The 18,741-nt window shown below is 72.7% G+C and carries 14 protein-coding genes; 10 read left to right on the forward strand and 4 right to left on the reverse strand.

Going from position 1 to position 18,741, the window contains the following annotated elements; translation table 11 throughout:
* The first annotated feature begins 1,353 nt into the window (after positions 1-1,353).
* Entirely contained in the window at positions 1,354-2,508 is a 1,155-nt protein-coding gene (locus BMZ50_RS22570; protein ID WP_091329760.1) for a Gfo/Idh/MocA family protein, read from the forward strand.
* Positions 2,509-2,715: 207 nt separating this feature from the next.
* On the opposite strand, the gene BMZ50_RS22575 is transcribed toward BMZ50_RS22570, so the two are convergent.
* The 3 genes from BMZ50_RS22575 to BMZ50_RS22585 are packed head-to-tail and all read right to left on the reverse strand — an operon-like array spanning position 2,716 to position 5,504.
* Positions 2,716-2,952: a hypothetical protein gene (locus BMZ50_RS22575; RefSeq protein ID WP_091329761.1), complete on the reverse strand. Its 237-nt coding sequence runs from the start codon at positions 2,950-2,952 to the stop codon at positions 2,716-2,718.
* Complete coding sequence (gene sat, locus BMZ50_RS22580; protein ID WP_091329763.1) at positions 2,927-4,123, reverse strand: sulfate adenylyltransferase; 1,197 nt, start codon at positions 4,121-4,123, stop codon at positions 2,927-2,929. Before sat ends, BMZ50_RS22575 begins: the two co-directional genes overlap by 26 nt.
* Positions 4,124-4,160: 37 nt before the next feature.
* A complete protein-coding gene (locus BMZ50_RS22585; RefSeq protein ID WP_091329765.1) occupies positions 4,161-5,504 on the reverse strand; it encodes a cation:proton antiporter in 1,344 nt (447 codons plus the stop codon).
* 283 nt (positions 5,505-5,787) lie between these two features.
* On the opposite strand from BMZ50_RS22585, the gene BMZ50_RS22590 reads away from it, so the two are divergent.
* From BMZ50_RS22590 to BMZ50_RS22630, 9 genes are all read left to right on the forward strand, one after another.
* Positions 5,788-6,453, forward strand: a complete 666-nt coding sequence (locus tag BMZ50_RS22590; RefSeq protein ID WP_177212946.1) for a histidine phosphatase family protein — start codon at positions 5,788-5,790, stop codon at positions 6,451-6,453.
* 195 nt (positions 6,454-6,648) lie between these two features.
* The gene (locus BMZ50_RS22595; protein ID WP_177212947.1) at positions 6,649-7,827 is read left to right on the forward strand and encodes a DegT/DnrJ/EryC1/StrS family aminotransferase; all 1,179 of its coding nucleotides are present in this window, start codon (positions 6,649-6,651) and stop codon (positions 7,825-7,827) included.
* A gap of 67 nt (positions 7,828-7,894) precedes the next feature.
* Positions 7,895-8,470, forward strand: coding sequence for a DapH/DapD/GlmU-related protein (locus BMZ50_RS22600; RefSeq protein ID WP_218146394.1), 576 nt, complete (start codon positions 7,895-7,897; stop codon positions 8,468-8,470).
* The gene (locus BMZ50_RS22605) at positions 8,461-9,198 is read left to right on the forward strand and encodes a sugar transferase (RefSeq protein WP_091329771.1); all 738 of its coding nucleotides are present in this window, start codon (positions 8,461-8,463) and stop codon (positions 9,196-9,198) included. Before BMZ50_RS22600 ends, BMZ50_RS22605 begins: the two co-directional genes overlap by 10 nt.
* 80 nt (positions 9,199-9,278) lie before the next feature.
* Entirely contained in the window at positions 9,279-10,880 is a 1,602-nt protein-coding gene (gene murJ, locus BMZ50_RS22610; RefSeq protein WP_177212948.1) for a murein biosynthesis integral membrane protein MurJ, read from the forward strand.
* On the forward strand, positions 10,877-12,400 hold the full coding sequence (locus tag BMZ50_RS22615; RefSeq protein ID WP_143087258.1) for a hypothetical protein: 1,524 nt from the start codon (positions 10,877-10,879) through the stop codon (positions 12,398-12,400). Before murJ ends, BMZ50_RS22615 begins: the two co-directional genes overlap by 4 nt.
* A gap of 89 nt (positions 12,401-12,489) precedes the next feature.
* Positions 12,490-13,866 (forward strand): AAA family ATPase, encoded by a 1,377-nt coding sequence (locus BMZ50_RS22620; RefSeq protein WP_177212949.1) that lies wholly within the window; start codon positions 12,490-12,492, stop codon positions 13,864-13,866.
* Positions 13,867-13,877: 11 nt separating this feature from the next.
* Positions 13,878-16,592: a hypothetical protein gene (locus tag BMZ50_RS24590; protein ID WP_218146395.1), complete on the forward strand. Its 2,715-nt coding sequence runs from the start codon at positions 13,878-13,880 to the stop codon at positions 16,590-16,592.
* A gap of 2 nt (positions 16,593-16,594) precedes the next feature.
* Positions 16,595-17,395 carry a phosphatidylserine decarboxylase gene (locus tag BMZ50_RS22630; protein ID WP_091329778.1) on the forward strand — a complete coding sequence of 267 codons (801 nt, stop codon included), beginning with the start codon at positions 16,595-16,597 and terminating at the stop codon, positions 17,393-17,395.
* Positions 17,396-17,436: 41 nt separating this feature from the next.
* Here BMZ50_RS22630 and BMZ50_RS22635 read toward each other — a convergent pair whose 3' ends face one another.
* Positions 17,437-18,684, reverse strand: a complete 1,248-nt coding sequence (locus BMZ50_RS22635) for a glycosyltransferase (protein ID WP_177212950.1) — start codon at positions 18,682-18,684, stop codon at positions 17,437-17,439.
* Positions 18,685-18,741: the final 57 nt, after the last annotated feature.

Consider the following 18,741-nt stretch of genomic DNA (forward strand, 5'->3'; position numbering starts at 1 on the left):
AGCAGAACCTCCTCCAGCGGACACCCCACCGACCCAACCCACACCGGCCGACCCAGGTGCGGCTCCAGCCTCCAGCGGCACAGAACCACCGACCGGCACCCAGCCAGGCCCGACCCCGGAATCCCCCGCCACCAAGCCGCCCGGCAGCCCACCGCCACCGCGCGCCGCCGAACCAGGCACCGCTCCAGAACCCGCCAACACCAAGCCCCCCGCGGACCCCGAGCCGGGCCCAGCTCCAGAACCGGCCGACACCAAGCCCCCCGCGGACCCCGAGCCGGGCCCAGCTCCAGAACCCGCCGACACCAAGCCCCCCGACAGCCAACCGCCCTCGGTCGGCACCGGGCCCTCCGCGGACCCCGGGCCGGGCTCGACTCCGCCACCGCGCGGCGCCGAACCGGGCGAGGACCCCGAGCCCCCCGGCACCGCAACACCGCCCCTGGAAGCCACCCCGGCTGAGCATTCCGCTGTCCCTGAAGGCATCCCGACGGCCTCGGCGATCGGCCCACCGTCCAACCCCGCGCGCGTCGACCAATCGTCGGTCGCGCCTCAGCAGGTCTCTCCGCAGGCGGCTGCCCTTCCACCCCGACCGGCCGTTTCCCGACTCCCCGGTCTCGTCCCGGCTCTGGCGCCGACTGCGAGACCGCCCACTCCAGCAGTCCTCCAGGGCGGAGCGACACCAGTTGCCGACCTGCCCGCAGGCACCTCTGAGTCAACCCTCACGATGGCCGGTCGGGGTCGGGGCCTTGCGCTAGGACCGGAGCCAGCACCAGCCGTGCCCTCCTGCCCGGGCGCCCGTTCGGGTACGGCTGGGGACCACTCCACATCCGGGCGGCAGGCGACCACCGCGAGCGTCCAGCGCCTGACGAGCACCGACGATGCACGGGGAAGCCCGAGCACGCGTGCGCTCACGATCGCTCCCACGACCACGGATGTGCCGGCCGCCCCGCTGTCCCCCCTCCCCCTCGGGGACCCCTTCTCTTCGCCGCCACCGCCACCGCCACCGCCACCAATTGCGGGAACGTCCGGCTGCTCGTCCACCTCGGCGGCCGGAAGCGGGAACCACGTGGACGGCGGGGTCGCGACACCCGTCGCACAACCGGGCCTCCCGCCCCCACAGGTGTCGGCCCACTCGGCCCGTGGTGTCGACGACGCCACCCTGACGCGCCCCGACGACCCGGGGAACCGCCCTGGCTGAGCGCTGACGAGCCACCGTGCAGCCGGGTCGCACCGGCCGCGCGCCACCGCCGCCCTGCCTGGAGACCGGCTTCAGCCCGGTGTCCCGTCCACGAATTCTTCCCAGCCCCTCACCGGGGTTCCCCGCGCTGTCAGCGCATGCCCGACAAGGACCAAGTCATGAGTCCACAGCACGCCCCCAGCACCGCCGCGACGCACTACCCCCCTTGCGATCGTGTCGCCGTCGTCGGCTACGGCTACTGGGGTTCCAAGCACGTCCGCGTCCTCAGCAGCATTCCCGGCGTCGAGGTCACCATCGTCGACGGCCACACGCCCCGCCTGGCGGATGCGGCAGCGCACCACCCTGCCGCCCGCCTCGCCACCCACTTGGACCACGTGCTCGACGACATCGATGCCGTCGTGATCGCGACGCCGCCCGGCAGTCACGCAGCGATCGCGCACCGGGCCCTGGGGGCGGGGAAGCACACTCTGGTCGAGAAGCCGTTCACCACATCCGTGGAGGACGGCGAACGCCTCGTCCGGATGGCGCGGGAGCAGGACGTCCGCCTGATGGTCGGCCACACCTTCGAGTACAACCCCGCTGTCCGCAAGCTCCGGGAACTCGTCCGCTCGGGGGCACTGGGCCAGATCCTCTACGTCGACACCGCGCGGCTGAGCCTCGGCCGCTACCAGAGCGATGTGAACGTCATCTGGGACCTCGCCCCGCATGACATCTCCATCGTGTCGTACGTCCTCGACGAGATGCCCTCGTCCACGGCGGTGTGGGCCCACAGCCACATCACCAGCCAGCACCCGGACGTGGCCCACCTGCGCTTCGACTTCTGCCGCTCGCACACGCGGGCCTACGTCCACGTCAGCTGGCTGACCCCCAACAAGGTCCGGCAGGTGACGGTCGTGGGGGAGAAGAAGATGGCGGTGTACGACGACATGTCGGACAACGAACGGATCCGGATCTACGACATCGGCGTCGACGTGGAGGCGATCGAGGGCCCGCCGCAGACCCAGGCGCTGCCCGTGTCGTACCGCACCGGGGACATCGTCTCCCCGTACATCGCCTTCGAGGAGCCGCTCCTCGTGCAGGACCAGCACTTCCTGACCTGCGTGAGGACGGGCGCGACACCCGATACGCCGGGGGAACGAGGCCTCGACGTCGTGCGCGTGCTCGCGGCCACGGATCGGGCGCTGCAGGCGGCCGGGCGCGAGGTCCTCGCACCCACGGGATCGTCCGACGGCCTGCCGGACGTCGCCACCACCGGCGACCGACGGGTGCCCGACCGACCCGCCCCGCTCACCCCGTCCCCGATCGCTTCGTGACCCCGAGCCGGGTCACCACCGAAAGCGAGGTATCGCACCGCAGCAGAGACACCGCAGCAGAGACATGGAGACACCGACGCGCCCTGACACCCCGGGGTGAGCCCCGTCGGCTCGCCCGCGGGAGGACGGGAGCCTGACAGGTCGACGACAACGGTCCCGGACCTGCCGGGGGGCAGCCCCACTGCCCCCCCGGCGGCCGCGGCGCTCCTACGGCCGGGGGGCGGGACGACCGGGACGGACGTAGCCCAGCTGCCCGAGCCGGTGGCACACGATGTCGCCGACCACCGCCGCATCCGTGCCGCCGGCGTCCTGCACGCGCGCGCTGACCGGCACGCTCACGGAGATCGTCGGACCGACCTGCGCCACGGCGTCGACGACGTCCAGGACCAGGCCGCGCCGCGCGAGTCGCGGCCCGGCGTCACCGACCCGCTCGGCGGGCACCACGCTCGGACCGGGCGGGAAAGGCCCGGCGCAGTTCCGCAGCGACCACCGGAGGCGTGAACCACGAGGGCAACTCCTCGCCCTCGGCCAGGCGCCGGCGCTGCTCCGTCCCGGAGATGCGCAGGCAGTGGTAGCCCGGCCGCACCTCGTCCTCGGGCACGTGCTGCTGCAACTCCTCGACATAGACCATCGCCCGGAACGGGACCACCCCGATGCCGAGCTCGGACTCGTGCTCCCGCACCAGGTCCTGCGCCGCATAGGGCTCGTAGAAGGGTCGGCCCTGCCGATCCACCCCTGGACCTGCGTGGTCGCGACCGACGATGAAATGCGTGGCCCCGTGGTTCTTCCGGATGATCGCGTGCCAGAGCGCCTCGCGCGGCCCCGCCATCCGCATGGCCAGCGGTAGCAGGGACAACAGCGCGGTCCCGGGCGGGTACGTCGGGAGCAGCGCCTGGTAGCACCGCACACGCACGTAGGGATCGACGTCGCCCGGCTTGGTCATCCCGACGACCGGGTGCAGGAGCAGGTTGGCGTCGAGCTCACGCGCCGCACGGATCGTGAGCTCCTGGTGGGCACGGTGCATGGGGTTGCGGGTCTGAAAGGCGACCACCCGATCCCACCCCCGCTGCGCCAGCAGGGCACGGACGTCACCGGGCGTGTGACGCAGGGAGCGGAACGCGTGGTGACGGGGCAGCTCGAGCACCTCGAGCGGTCCGCTGACGTACCAGGGATGACTCTCGTGCAGGAGCGCCTGCGCGGCAGGATGGGTCGGGTCCGTGGTCCCCAGGACGGCCAGCGCCTCTGCCGCCGGGTCCGGCCGCCAGGCCGACTGCAACCAGAGAACCGCCACGTCCGCGCCTCGGGCGCGCAGGGTGAGGCCACCCGTGGCGCTCGCGGCCTCCACCACGCTCTCCGGCAGGTCCAGCGTGACCGGGATCGGCCACAGCTCGCCCGTGACGAGGCGCATCGAGGTGCAGACCGCCTCGTAATCGGCCCGGTCGAGGAAGGTCCGCAACGGTGAGAACCCGCCGGTGGCGAGTAGTTCGAGGTCGCAGCGCTGCCGGCGGGTCAGCTCCCACGCGGGGAGGCCCCGCGCGACCGCCGCGAGGTCCCCGGCCCGATCCGGCTCGACGCGAAGGTCGACGAGTGCCCCGCCGTGCGGAGGTGGACCCATCCCTTCTCCCCTCCCCGTCCTCGTGGCGCCTGGGCCCTCAGGCCCGGTTCGCAGGTGCGGAGAGCGATCCGGGTACCGCGTGCCGTGGTTGCACGGGCCCCTCGCTCGACAGCAGTGGCCACCCCTTGCGGAGCACGACGTCCAGCCAGACGCCGCAGGCCTGGGAGGTGATCACGGCCGTGAGCACCAGGGTGGTGAAGAACGGGGCGCTGATGATGCCCGCGTCGAAGGCCACGCTCGCCAGCACGATGCCGGGGCCGCCGCGAGCGTTGTGTGTCAGGGCCAGGTTCAGGATGTCCAGCCCGCGGAAGCCGGCCACGCGCGCGGCCAGTCCGACCGAGACCAGGACGACGGCGGTGGAGCCCAGCAGGAACCCGACCACCATGAGGCCCGAGAAGCCGCGCGTGAAGTCGAGCCGGTAGCCCACGAGGGCGAAGTAGATGGGGATGAACACCGCCGACGACACGTGACTGATGGCGTCGATCGGTGCGCCGAAGCGATGTTCCTCGCTGCTCCTCATGCCGCCCACGACCCCGAACCCGGCGAGGAAGGCCGCGAAGGCCAGCGTGACGTCGAGGGCAGCGGCCACGCTCACGTAGCCGAGGAAGACGACGACGACCCAGGCGGTGGGCGACTGGGAGGCGAGGATGTTCCACCGCGCCCGGCTCAGGCGCCGGAGAACCGCCGGCATCACCGTCATGGCCAGGACGACGTACAGGGCGTTGACGCCCACGTGGACCGCCACGCTCCCGGCCACCCCCGCGTCCGTATCGGCGACGGTGGCGGAGGCGATGGCGGTGGCCAGCGCGAGGAACCCCCAGAGGATGATGTCCTCGAGCACCGCGACGCCGAGCATCAGGCTCGCGAACCGCGTGTGCAGGATGCCCAGGTCGTAGAAGATCTTGGTGATCACCGGGATCGAGGTCACGGCCGCCGCGATCGCGAACACCAGGACGACGGCGGTCTCGCTTCCCGCCTCGCCCATGAACGCGTCGAGCGGCAGCAGCCGCGCGGCACCCAGCGCGATGAGGAAGGGCAGCGCGGTCCCCAGACCGAGGATCCAGGCGGTGGGCCTGCGGTTGTCCTTGCCGAGCACGTTCCGGACGCCGGCGCCGGAGACGAACATCAGCAGCAGAAGTCCCAGGTGGTAGAGGAAGCCCAGGACCACCGTCGACGGATCCCGCTCACCCGTGCCGAAGATCTGCGCGGTCGCCCCGGGCGCCAGGAGCCCGAGCAGGGACGGTCCGAGGAGGATGCCCGCGAGGATCTCCCCCACGACCTTGGGCTGACGGAGCCGGACGGCGAGCTGTCCGAAGAGGTTGGCCCCCGCCACCAGCAGGAGAAGCGCGAGCGTGAGAGAGCCCAGGGCCTGTGTCGACATCTGCCCCCCTAGGCGTCCGGAACAGGGACGCGGCTCGTCAACATAGCGGGGCACAGGGCCTCAGGGCAGGGACCTCGGACTCATCTCGCCAGCTATTCCCACAATCAGCTGCCGCGTCTGGCAAATTTCTCCATCCGGCACCGAACCGCGCTCGATGTGGTTTCGTGATCAAGCTCCTCCCCCTAATCTCACCGCACCGTCCAATACACGTCGTCCGCCAGGCACCGTAAGCGGCTGCTCTGTTACCAACAGTGCTCATTGGCGGCAAAATGGGGGGAGTCGAGTGACCACTCCGCAGCAGATCCAGCCGGCCCAGCACGGGACGACCACGTCGTCGTCCGGCACGTGCCGGCTGTTCGCCGTCCGCCACGGGACGACCACCATGAACGTCGAGAACCGCTACCGCGGCCGCTGCGACGTGCCGCTGGACGCACAGGGCTACCAGGACGCCGTGGATGCCGCGCGCCAGCTCTCCGGGGCGGGGCTCACCGCCGTCTACTGCGGGCCCCTCCGGCGCACCATCGCCACCGCGCAGATCATCGCGGACGAGGCACGGGTGCCGGATCTGCGGATCCTGCACGGCCTGAACAACGTCGACTACGGGGCGTGGGAGGCGATGACCTCCGGCGAGGCCGCCATGTACGACCCCGAAGCCTTCGAGCTCTACCGCACCTCACCGAGCCGCGCGGCCTGCCCCATGGGGGAGCGGCTCAGCGACGCACAGGCCCGCATGATCGACGCGATCCGACTCATCGGCAGCCGGCACGCGGGCGAGATCGTCGCGGCGGTCACCCACGCGGTGATGATCCGCCTCGCGGTGGCCCGCCTGACCGGCATCGAGGGCGAGGAATGGCGCATCCCCGTGGGGCGCGGCTCCCTCACCGAGTTCCGCGTCGAGGACGGCGAGATCTCGATCGCCGAACTGCCCGAAGGCGACGACGTCGACTGATCCCGGCGCCCGGGACCACACGACCGGAGCCGCATTCCGAGCGGACCCTGCGCAATATCGTGAATGCATGGCGTGATATTTCCTGCACATCGACGGAATTGGTCGAAAAATGGGCCGGAAAATTCGGCGGACGGTCCCGAGCCCAGCCCACCGCCACTCCGACGAGTGAGCGTCCGACGCCACCGGGGAGCAGCCATGAAATCGACACCACTGCAGCAGCAGGGGGCGGCCCTCCGGTCGCCGCCGACCGGGGCCATCCCGTTCGCCGACCTGTCGGCGATGACCCAGGAGGTGCGGGAGGAGGTCGATGCCTCGTTCGCACAGGTGCTCGACACGGGCCGCTTCATCGGTGGCGCGGCCGTGGCGCGGTTCGAGGACCAGTGGGCCGCCTACTGCGGCACCACCCACGCCGTCGCGGTGGCCAACGGCACGGACGCCATCCAGCTCGTCCTCCGCGCGATGGGGATCGGTCCCGGGGACGAGGTCGTCGTCCCGACCAACACGTTCGTCGCCACCGCCGAAGCCGTCGTCCTCGCCGGCGCCGTGCCCCGCTTCGCCGACGTCAGCCCGGACACCCTCCTGCTGACCCCGGCCACTCTCGAGGCTGCCCTCACCCCGCGGACCCGGGCCGTGATCGTCGTCCACCTGTACGGGCAGATGGCCGACATGCAGGCCATCTCGGGAGTTGCCGCCGCCGCGGGGCTCGCCCTCGTCGAGGACGCCGCCCAGGCGCACGGCGGGAGCTGGGAGGGCCGGCCGGCCGGATCCTGGGGGCGGGCCGGTTGCTTCAGCTTCTATCCCGGCAAGAACCTCGGTGCCTTCGGCGACGCCGGTGCGGTGGTCACGGACGACGCAGACCTGGCGGACCACATCCGGTCCATGCGCAATCACGGTCGCTCGGACGGCTCGCACCACGACCACCCGGTCCTCGGCACCAACAGCCGCATGGACGCGCTGCAGGCCGTCGTGCTCTCGGCGAAGCTGCCGCGGCTGGATGCCTGGATCGCGGCCCGGCGGGCCGCCGCTGCCCGGTACGAGGCCCTTCTCGCCGGCGGACCGGTGCGGCTCGTCGGCAGGGCCTGCGGCGCCGGCCACGCCTACCACCTCCTGGTGGCCCGGGTTCCCGACCGCGACCGGGTCCGTCGAGACCTGGCCGGGGCGGGGGTCGAGACCGGCCTCCACTACCCGACCCCGTGCCATCTGATGGCGCCCTACCGGAGATACGGCGCGGAGCCGCTCCCCGTCGCGGAGCACTCCGCCGGGCAGATCCTGTCCCTCCCCCTGTTCCCGCACATGACCCACGACCAGGTCACCGCGGTCTGCGCGCGGCTGCGTGAGCTGGTCCCCGCGGAGGCGAGCTCCGATGTCGCCTGAGCCGCAGGTCGGTCCACGGTTGTCCGCCGATCCGGGGGTGACGCTGGACTACCCCCCAGGACGCCCGGTGGAGGAGCCCCTCGTGCTGGGTTCGGACGCGCGACTGCGCAACGGAACCATCCTCTACCGCGGCTCCCGCATCGGAGCGCACCTCGAGACCGGGCACCACGTCGTCATCCGGGAGCAGTGCCGGATCGGGGACGACGTCAGCATCTGGACCGGCTCGGTGATCGACTACGGCTGCCGCCTCGGCGACGGCGTCAAGATCCACTGCAACTGCTACGTCGCGCAGTTCACCGAGATCGGCGAGGGCGCCTTCCTGGCCCCCGGGGTGACCATCGCGAATGACCTGTATCCCGGCGATGCGGCGTCCGAGCACGTCATGTCCGGACCCTCGATCGGCGCCGGCGCGCACATCGGGGTCAACGCGACGATCCTCCCCTTCGTCCGGATCGGCGCCGGCGCCCTCGTCGGCGCCGGGGCGACCGTGACCCGTGACCTCCCGGAGCGCTGCGTCGCGTACGGCAACCCCGCCGTCGTCCGGGGCTCGGTCGACGACCTGGTGGACATCGGCCTCAGGGTGCGGGCCGCTGACGGGTCCGCATCCCCCTATCGGCTGGCGAGGAGGACGCCATGGTCCTGAACGCTCAGTACTCGTCTCCGGTCCGCCCGGCCACCGTGCACATCGCCCCGTTCCCCGTGGGACCGCGCCCGGCGGCGACCCCACCGGCCGGCCTCCCGCCGCCGCGCCGGCCGGTGGCGCGCCTGCTCGACCTGGTCGTCGCCGGCGTGGCCCTGGTCCTCCTGTCGCCGGTCATGGCCGGGATCGCAGCTCTCGTGGCGCTCACCTCGCGCGGGCCGGTGCTGTTCCGGCAGGTCCGCCTGGGCCAGCACTGCCGCCCGTTCGTGATGCTCAAGTTCCGCACGATGCACGTCGACTGTGACGACGGTCCACACCGCGAGTACGTCCGTGCGCTGCTGGCCGACCCGGCCGTGGCCCCTGAGGGTGCCGGTGGCCTCTTCAAGCTGGTCGACGACCCGCGGATCACCCGGCTGGGTCGTTGGCTGCGCACGACGAGCCTGGACGAGCTGCCGCAGCTCGTCAACGTCCTCCGCGGGGACATGGCCCTGGTGGGACCGCGTCCGGTGCTGCCGTGGGAGGCCGCCTTGTTCGATCCCCGACATGCCGGGCGCTTCGCGGTCCCCCCGGGGATCACCGGGCTCTGGCAGACGAGCGGTCGCAACCGCCTGACCATGACCGAGGCTCTCGACCTCGATGTCGAGTACGTGCGGCGGCGGTCCCTCCGCCTCGACCTCGCGATCCTCCTCCGCACGATCCCGGTCGTCCTGACCCACGAGGGCGTCGGGTGAACCTCCCGGGCCGGCCCGCTCCCCCGGAGCCGAGCGAGAGGGAGGGCGAAGCCACCGCGGTCGCCGCTGCCGGCGACTCCGTGACGATCGCCGGGTGGACCCTGGTCAGCCGCCTCACCGGGTTCCTGCGCCTCGCCGTCATCGGCGCCGTGCTGGGGCCGACGCTCCTCGGTAACACCTTCCAGTTCGCCAACTCCCTGCCGAACCTCGTCTACTACGGGTTCCTCGCCGGCTCGTTGTTCTCGTCCCTGCTGGTGCCGCCCCTGGTCACCACCCTGGAACGCGGGGATCGTCACGCGGCCGCGCGGATCGCCGGGGGGTTCCTCGGAGTTGCCCTGTCAGGACTGGCACTGGCCGCCTGCGCCGCGGTCCTGGTGGGCCCGCTGCTGCTCCGCCTCAGCGACGTCGGGCTGCAGGCCGGGACCGCGGGCGCCGCGCAGGAGCGGGTCGCCCGCCTGCTGCTCCTGCTGCTGATGCCTCAGGTCCTGCTCTACGCGCTGGCCGGGACGGCGGTGGCGGTGATGAACGCCCGGCGGCGGTTCGCCCTCGCCGCCGCGGCACCGGCCCTGGAGAACGTCGTCCTCCTCGTCATCCTCGGGTTGACCGCCCTGCTGTACGGCTCGATCGATCCGATCGATCGCGTACCCGGCGGGAAACTGGTGCTCCTGGGCTGCGGGGCGACGGCGGCGGTGGGCGTGCACGCCGCGGTCCAGTGGTGGGGAGCCAGACGTGCCGGCGTGACCGTTCGCCCGCGGGCGGGCTGGCGGGACCCCGAGGTGCGGGCGCTCGCGCGGCGGGCGATGCCGGCCCTGGGGGTCGCGGCACTGGCCGCCCTGCAGATGCTCGCCGTGCTCCTGCTCGCCAACCGGGTGCCCGGGGGCGTGGTCGCCGCCGAGATGGGCATGACCTTCTACCAGGTCGTGGTCGCGCTGGGCGCGGCCCCGGTGGCCCTGGCCCTCCTGCCGCGGTTGGCGCGACTGCACGCCGACGGGAACCGTCGGCAGTTCCAGGACGCCTTCGCCAGGGGCGTCGCCCTGATCCTCTTCGTGAGCGTGCCGGCAGCCGTCGGCTACGTCGTGCTCGCCCGGCCGCTGGCCGAGGTCCTCTCGGTCGGCCGGATGGGCTCGACCGCGGGGGTGCACCTCGTCGCCACGGCGATCGCCGCCTTCGCGCCGGCGGTCGTCGGTCAGGGACTGTTCCACGTGCTCTCGTACACGTGCTACGCCCGCCAGGACACCCGTACCCCGTTGCGGTCGATGACCGTGCAGACCGGCGTCTTCGTGGTCCTGGCGAGCGGCGCGTTCCTCGTCGCCCCGACGAACGTGCTCGCCGTCGTGGGCCTGTCCTTCAGCACGGCCACGCTGGTCGGCGCCGCGCACCTGGGCGTCCGCCTGCGCAGGGACACGGGGAAGGTCGGCGGCCGGCTCGTGCCCTGCCTGCGCCGGGTGGCCGCCGGGACGGTGCTGATGATCCCGCCGGCGTGGGCCGTCGCCTTTCTCGTGCCGCGCTGGATCGACAGCCGGCCCGGCTGGCTGATCGCCGCGGTCACGGCGGCGCTCGTCGGCGCGGCGGTGTTCCTCCTCGTGCAGGCCTGGTGGCGCGCGCCGGAGTTGGCCTGGGTCATCGGCAGTCTCGGCCGTGCGCGCCGGAGAGCGGATGTAGCCGGAGGTGACCTCGGTTGACGGCCCGGACCCTGGTCCTGCCGTGGAGCGCGGGGAGGAAGGCCTCCGCGCAGGCCGCGGCTGCCGTCCCTCGCCCGTGGCCGCGGGCCGTGGTCGAGCCCACGGTGCTCGTCGCCGCCGGCGCCGCGGGCCTGGTGGTGGCGTACCAGCCGCTGCTGGTCCTGGGCGCCTGCGCGGTCACCGGGCTCGCGGCGCTGGTCTGGGTGCGACCGGCGACGGCCGCCTACCTGCTGGTCGGCGTGACTCCGCTCGTCGTCGGGATCGACCGGGGCGTGGTGCTCCCCCTGCTGCGGCCGCACGAAGGGCTCCTGGCGGTCTTCGGGGCCACCCTGGCCGCCAGGTGGCTGATCCGGCTCCGGTCCGGCCAGGTCCAGCGGTTACGGATGGATGCCGTGGAGGTCGCCATCCTGCTCATGGCGGTCACCAACTCGGTCCTGCCGTTGGCGATGATGGTCGTGCGGGGACGGGAGATCAGCGGCGACGACCTGTCCTACAGCCTGGTCATGTGGAAGCTCGCCGCGTTCTACCTCATCGTCCGGGGGAGCGTCCGCAGCGACCGGGAGGTGCGCACCTGCCTGATCGTGTCCGTGGCCGCTGCCTGCATCGTCGCGGTCATCGGGATCCTGCAGGGCCTGGACCTGTTCGGCGTGCGCGGTTTCCTGGCGGTCTACTACAGCGAGGTCGGTGTCTCGAGCGAGGCCCGGGGCGGCTCCACGCTGACGTTGCCGGCGGCGACCGCCGACCTGATGATCCTCAACCTCGCGATCGTCACCGGGCTGTGGCTCCGCGACCGGCGGTTCACGGCCCTCTCCAGCGCCGCCGCCGGCCTCTTCGTCTTCGGGACCCTGGCAGCCGGCCAGTTCGCGAGCATCCTCGGCCTGGTCGTGGGCATGGTCGCGCTGGCCCTGGTGACCGCCCGGTTCGCGCTGCTGGGCGTCTTCGGCCTGTTCGCCGCGGGCGGGGCGGTGGTGGTCTGGCCGGTCATCGCCGTCCGCCTCGAGGGCTTCTCCCTCGCCTCCGGGCTGCCGGAGAGCTGGCTGGCCCGGCTGCACAACCTGCACGCCTACTTCTGGCCCGAGCTGTTCTCGCACGGCAACGTCCTGCTCGGCGTCCGGCCGAGCGCCCGCGTGCCGGCACCCACGCAGTTCAGCGGGTGGGTGTGGATCGAGAGCGGCTACACCTGGCTGCTGTGGGGTGGGGGCATCCCCCTCCTGGCCGGCTTCGTCTTCTTGGTCTACGCCGCGGCGGCGCGCACCTGGGCCGTCGCCCGGAGTCGCGATGACGCGGTGGGTGCCGCGGCCACCGCCGCCTTCGTCGGCGTCGTGGTCGTCACCGTGCTCATGGTCTTCGACCCGCACGTGACCTATCGAGGCTCGGCGGAGGAGCTGTTCGCGCTGCTCGCGCTCACGGCAGTGGTCGGACGCCGCCGTTCCCGGTCGACCGACCGACCGCCGGACGTCGCCCGGCGCGAGGAGCGATCTCGGGGGCGCGATCGTCGAGGACAGATGGCAGGGGTGTGAGAACGCCGATGGCGGATCTACCGGCCGACCGACTCTCCGTAGGCGTCCGACGCGACGGCTCGCTGCTCAGGGTGCACCTTCGCTGGATCGTGGCGATCGCGCTCCTGACGGCGGCGAGCGCGTGCGTCCTCACCTGGGCCCTTCACCACCCCGTCTACCGATCGCAGGCCCAGGTCCTGGTGAACCCGTCGGTGACCAGCGGCGGAACAGCGGTGCTGCCGAACATGGAGTCGGAGCAGGAGGTCGTCCTCTCCGGCGTGGTCACCTCGTCCGCGGCGGAGGCGACCGGGACGTCCGTGGCACAGCTGCAGCAGAACACGAGCGTCACGATCCCCCCGGACAGCACGGTGCTGGTCATCGATCACACGAGCACGACGGCTTCCGGGGCGCAGCGCGCCGCCCAGGCGCTCGCCGAGGCCTATGCCTCGTACCGGGCCCCGCAGGCGGCGATCGTCTCCGCCGCGACGATGCCTCCCTCCGCGATCCAGCCGAACTACGTGCTCAACGGCGCGGCCGGGCTCGCCGTCGGGTTGCTGCTGGGGATCGGCAGCGCGCTGCTCCGGGATCGGCTGGACGATCGCGTCCGGGGCCCACGTGATCTCGTCCAGCGCACCGATCTGCCGCTGCTGGCCACGGTCCCGCTGACCGCGGCCGACGCTGCCTCCGCCGACGATCAGCCCGTGGTCCTCGCGGCCCCCCGGTCCGGGACCGCGGAGGCGTATCGCATGCTCCGCGGCAAGATCCACCGTGCCGCGCAGGGCGGGGACGCCGGCCCCTCCGTCGTCCTGATCTGCAGCCCGGCTCGGGACGACGGGGCGGCCCACGTGGCTGCCAACACCGCGGCGGCGCTCGCCCTCGCCGGTGACAAGGTCCTCCTCGTCGAGGCGGACCTGCGGAGTCCGCGATGGGCGGAGATGTTCGCCGTTCCGGCCGACGGGGGCCTCGGCGCGGTCCTGGCCGGTCGCGTGGCCGTGGCCGATGCGGTGCGGACCACCCGGGTCCCGAACCTGCTGGTGCTGCCGGCGAGCACCGACATCCCCTCGGCTCCGGGGGAGCTGTTCGACGAGGAAGCCGTGCAGGCGTTCCTGAGCGCAGTGCCCGCCGATGTGGATCACGTCGTCGTCGTGGCGCCACCCGTGCTCCGCGCCGCGGAGACCTCCGCCGTCGCCGCACACGCGCAGCTGGTCGTCCTCGTGGTGAGCACGGGGAGCACCAGGCGCGAGGACGTCCGCGCCGCGACGAGGGAGCTGGCCGACCTCCCGCCGCGCCTCCTCGGTGGGGTTCTCTGCCAGCTCGACCGCGGGCGCCGCCACCGCGGCGACCTCGACGCGTCCGGCCCGGCTCCCTCGGCGGACGCCGGCCCGAACGGCGCACCCCCCGGAGGCGGGGGGAACGGCGCACGCCCGCCGGAGGACCACACCCGCGTACCCCGCGCCGGGCAGCCCGGTGCGCGCCACCCCGAGTGAGAGGTCCGGAAGTGTTCAGGTCCGCGCAGCCCTTTCTCGTCTTCGACTACTTCCGCGTCCCCTACGACGTCGACCCCCACCCGGAGACCTCCCGCGGTCCGGACATGACGGGGGTCCGCTGGGCCCGGCTCACCCCGTCCCCGGGCACCGGCCGCCCGGCCCTGGTGTGGCCGGTCCTCCAGGGATCGCAGCCGGCGGTCGCCGGGCGGGTCGTCCGGTTCCGGATGGGCGACCTCGTCCTGCACGGGCGCGTGCTCCCGGACCACCTCCTGGACGCGGCGCTGACCGGTTCCGGCCGGTCGTGGCGCCGTGCCGAGGAGCTGCGCGCCGAGGACGGATCCGTGCTGGGATCGGTCCGGCGTTCATCCGACGGGGACATCACCCTGCCCTTCGACCCGGACGAGATCGTCACCCGCTTCTGGAGCGAGCGGTACGTCGATCCCGCCGACACCGGGGCCGGATCCGGGGCGATGGCGGTCGCGCTGCGCACCTACTACCTCGTGCGGCCCGTGCTGCCGCGGCCGCTGCAGATCGCACTTCGGCGGGCGGCCAGCCGGATCCAGCGGCGCAGAACCTTCCCCCGGTGGCCGGTCGAGGAGTCGCTGCACGGCTTCTTCGACCTGGTCCTGCAGTGGGCCGCCGCGCTCGCCGGGCGTCCGGTGCCGTGGATCGCTCCCTGGCCCGCGGGGCGGTCGTGGGCGCTGGTGCTGACCCACGACGTGGAGACCGAGGTGGGTGTGCGCCAGATCCCGGTCCTCCGGGACGTCGACCGGCGGGCCGGTCACCGGGCCTCGTGGAATCTCGTCCCCGGTCGCTACCCGGTCGACGACGCGCTCGTCGCCGACCTGCAGAACAGCGGGCAGGAGGTCGGCGTCCACGGGCTCCTCCACGACGGACGGGACCTCGATCCCCGGGAACTCCCGCGCCGGCTGCCCGAGATGCGCCGATGGGCGCAGCGCTGGGGTGCCGTGGGCTTCCGTTCCCCGGCGACCCATCGCGACTGGGACGTCATGTCCACGCTGCCGTTCGAGTACGACTCCTCCTCCCCCGACAGCGATCCCTTCGAGCCACACGCCGGGGGATGCTGCAGCTGCCTGCCGTTCGTCAACGGCTCCGTCGTCGAGTTGCCCATCACGCTGCCCCAGGACCACACGCTGTATGTGATCCTCCGCGCCCGCGACGGGCAGCCGTGGATCGACAAGGCCGAGCACATCCGGGCCCGCGGGGGGCTGGCGCTGCTGATCACCCATCCGGACTACGCCTTCGAGGGGCCCGTGCTGGCGGCCTACGAGCAGCTGCTCGCGCACTTCGCGGCCGACCCCGGTGTGTGGCGGCCCCTTCCGGCGGAGGTGAGCGACTGGTGGCGCCGGCGGGCGGCATCGTCGCTGGACCGGGACGGATCGGCGTGGCGGGTGGTGGGTGCCGCGGCGGGTGAGGCGGCGATCTCCTTCACGGCTCCGCCGGCCGGAGCGGTACCGCAAGACGCAGCCGTACCGGAACACCTACTGCCCCAACACCGTGGTGAACACACTGGCCGCATGACCGGGCTGCCGTCCGACGCCCCTGGGGCCCTGGTCATCGGAGGGGACTACCAGGGGCTCGGGATCGTGCGGAGCCTGGGCCGGCGCGGCGTGCGGGTGTGCGTCGTCGACAGCGAGCTCTCGATCGCGCCTCTGTCGCGCTACACGACCAAGGCGGTGCGCACGGCCGACCTGCGCGACGAGGGCCGGACGGTGGACGCGCTCCTCCAGATCGGCCGGCGGCACGGCCTGGACGGGTGGGTGGTCTTCCCCACGCGCGAGGAGACGGTCGCCGCGTGCTCCCGCCACCGCGACGAGCTCGGCCAGGTCTTCCGTGTGCCCACGCCGCCCTGGGATGTCGTGCGCTGGGCGTGGGACAAGCGCCTCATGCAGGAACATGCCGAGCGTGTCGGCGTCCCGACCGCCCGGACGTGGTGGCCACACGACCGGGCCGAGCTCGACGAGGTCACCGGGCGCGCGGACCTGCCCGTGGTTCTCAAGCCCTCGATCAAGGAGCACTTCCTCTACGCGACCGGCGACAAGGCCTGGCGGGCAGACACCCGTGACGAGCTCGTCGCCCGCTGGCAGGCGGCCACGGCGATCGCCGGCGAGGGCGAGGTCATGGTCCAGGAGCTGCTGCCCGGCGACGGACGCCACCGCCTGGCCTTCTGCGCATTCTTCAAGGACGGCGAGGCGCCCGCGGCGCTCGTCTCGCGGCGCTGGCGCCAGCACCCGCCGGACTTCGGCCGGCACAGCACGTACGTCGAGACGACGGACGCGCCCGAGGTCGAGGAGCACGCGACGCGCTTCCTCAAGTCGCTGGACTTCTACGGGCTCGTCGAGGCCGAGTTCATGCTCGACGAGCGCGACGGGCGCCACAAGCTCCTGGACGTCAACGCACGCACCTGGGGCTACCACTCCATCGGCCCGCCGGCGGGCGTGGACTTCCCGTGGATCCTCTACGCCGACCAGGTCGGCCTGCCGGTCGAGGTGGGCCGCGGGCGGCCGGGGGTGCGCTGGATCCGCCTGCTGACCGACACGCCGACGGCGATGCGCGAGATCCGGCACGGCGCCCTGGCCCCGCGCGACTACCTGCGCTCGCTGCGCCGCCTGTCCGCCGAGGCGGCCTTCAGCCGCGACGATCCGCTGCCCGCGATCGCGGAGCTGGCGGTCCTGCCGTACCTGTCCGCAACGCGGGGTTACTGACCATGCTCGAGATCACGCTCATCGGGGGGCTCCTCGCCCTCGCCCTCGGACTGCCGCTCGCCTGGAAGTGGGAGCTGGGTGTCGCGCGCGCAGCCGTCGCGCTCGCCGTGCTGGCGGTCATCTCCGGGGGGCTCGTCGCCCTCACCGGCGCGGACGGCCTGCTCGGCGGCGCCTTCACGGCGGCGCTGACGCTCGCGCTCGCCACCGCGCTGGTGCTCTGGCGCTTCTTCCGCGACCCCGAGCGCACGGCGCCCGAGGGCGAGGACATCGTCGTCAGCCCGGCCGAGGGCCAGGTGATCTACGTCAAGCGCTCGGCGGACGGGCAGGTCCCGGTGTCCGAGAAGCTGGGGCATTCGTACCGGTTGGACGAGCTCGTCCGCACTCCGCTCGACGTCGGCGAGGCGATCATCGTCGGGATCGCGCTGAGCTTCCTCGACGTCCACGTCAACCGGGCGCCGGTCGGGGCCCGGGTCGTCGCGCAGCGGAGGTTCCCCGGCCCGTTCAGGTCACTGAAGGACCCGTCCGCCGTCTTCGTCAACGAGCGGTCGACCACGCTGCTCGAGCACCGTGGGACGCAGCTCGCGGTCGTGCTCATCGCCTCGCGGCTCGTGCGCCGGATCATCTCGTTCGTCAAGGAGGGTGACGACGTGGCGATCGGCCAGCGCATCGGCGCCATCCGCTTCGGCTCGCAGGTCGATCTCGTCCTCCCGGCCCACGGGGACGTCGAGGTGCTGGTCACGCCGGGGCAGCGGGTCCGCGCGGGCGAGACCGTCGTCGCGCGGCTGTCGCCCCCGAAGCCCTGAGCGACAGCCCTGAGCGGCGGTGGGCAGCCCCTTCGACCCGGTCAGCCCGCGACGGCACGCGACGGCCGGCCGGCGTCCTCCGCGCCGACCTCCCGCCGGCCGGGCAGTTCGCCGCCGAGCAGAGCGGCGTAGGCGGCCAGGTAGATCTCCTTCTGCGCGGTCCAGCCGAAGGCGCGGCACCGCTCCCGGGCCGCGGCCACCAGGGCCCGCCGGCGATCGGGGTTCTCGTGGAGACCGACGAGCGCGTCCGCGAGGCTCTCTGCGGAACCCGGCTCGAAGTACTGCACGGCGTCGTCCCCGAAGTACCGGGCCGTCGACCGCAACCGGCTCGCCACCACCGGGACGTCCAGCAGCATGTACTCGTACATCTTGTTGGTGTGGACCAGGTTCGAGTACGGGGACGACTTCTGGGCGACGATCCCCACGTCGGCCGCGCACAGTTCCGCCACCAGCTCGGGCATCTCCAACCACCCGAGGTACTGGACGCGGTCCCGCACCCCCTCCTCGTCGATGAGCCGCTGCACTTCGGGCAGGTACTCCCCGGTCCCCATGATGCGGAGACGGAGGTTCGGGATGCGGTCCGCGGCCAGCCGCACCGCCCGCACCATCGTGTCGTGGCCGTACCGCTCGTCCACGAAGCCATGGCACACAGCGGTGAACCACGCGGGGTCGGGGGGCGCATCGGTCCTGTGCTCGAGGAGGTGCCGGGCGTCCGGGCCGTTGAGCACCACCACGATCTTGTCCGGGTCCGCGCCCCGCGCCACGTACGTCTCCTTGAGGTCGTCGGTCACCGTGACGACGAGGTCCGCGAAGCGGATCGCGGCCTGCTCGATGAACCGCAGGAGCCGCACCAGCAGGGCAGACCCGTACTTGGTCTTCCCGAGTTCCGGGGTGGGTTCCTGCAGGAACGCAACCACCTTGGCGCCCCGCAAGCGCGGGAGCAGCGCGGTGAAGACCAGGAAGTCGGGCATGGAGTGGGTCTGCACCACCCGGAAGGGACGCTGCCGGTGCAGCCGCGCGACCGTGACCGATGCCCCCACGAAGAACGCGAGGTAGTCCCGCACGTAGCTCAGCGGACCGCCCCGCCGGCGGGCCAGGGGCAGCCGGTGGAGGGTGACCCCGTTGTCGGTCTCGACGGCCGGCTTGCCGGGCTCCCGCAGGCACACGATGTCGACGTCGAGCCCCGCGTCCCGCAGTGCCTCCGCCTCCCGGCGGATGTCCAGCTCATAGTAGGCGCAATGGCGCACCAGGCAGACCCGGCCGGCCGGGGACGTCCCCCGCGCCGACATCCGCGGCCCATCACGGACGTCGGCAATCGCCCTCCCCCGCGATCGCCGCACCTGCCG

This window comes from Geodermatophilus ruber, from assembly GCF_900114385.1.
GTDB lineage: Bacteria > Actinomycetota > Actinomycetes > Mycobacteriales > Geodermatophilaceae > Geodermatophilus > Geodermatophilus ruber.

Bases quoted from the DNA above. Each gene is read 5' to 3' on its own strand.
- BMZ50_RS22605 (WP_091329771.1), top strand. From the start codon at position 8,461: ATGGTCCTGAACGCTCAGTACTCGTCTCCGGTCCGCCCGGCCACCGTG.
- BMZ50_RS22585 (WP_091329765.1), bottom strand. From the start codon at position 5,504: ATGTCGACACAGGCCCTGGGCTCTCTCACGCTCGCGCTTCTCCTGCTG.
- sat (WP_091329763.1), bottom strand. From the start codon at position 4,123: ATGGGTCCACCTCCGCACGGCGGGGCACTCGTCGACCTTCGCGTCGAG.
- BMZ50_RS22630 (WP_091329778.1), top strand. From the start codon at position 16,595: ATGCTCGAGATCACGCTCATCGGGGGGCTCCTCGCCCTCGCCCTCGGA.
- BMZ50_RS22635 (WP_177212950.1), bottom strand. From the start codon at position 18,684: ATGTCGGCGCGGGGGACGTCCCCGGCCGGCCGGGTCTGCCTGGTGCGC.
- BMZ50_RS22570 (WP_091329760.1), top strand. From the start codon at position 1,354: ATGAGTCCACAGCACGCCCCCAGCACCGCCGCGACGCACTACCCCCCT.
- BMZ50_RS22595 (WP_177212947.1), top strand. From the start codon at position 6,649: ATGAAATCGACACCACTGCAGCAGCAGGGGGCGGCCCTCCGGTCGCCG.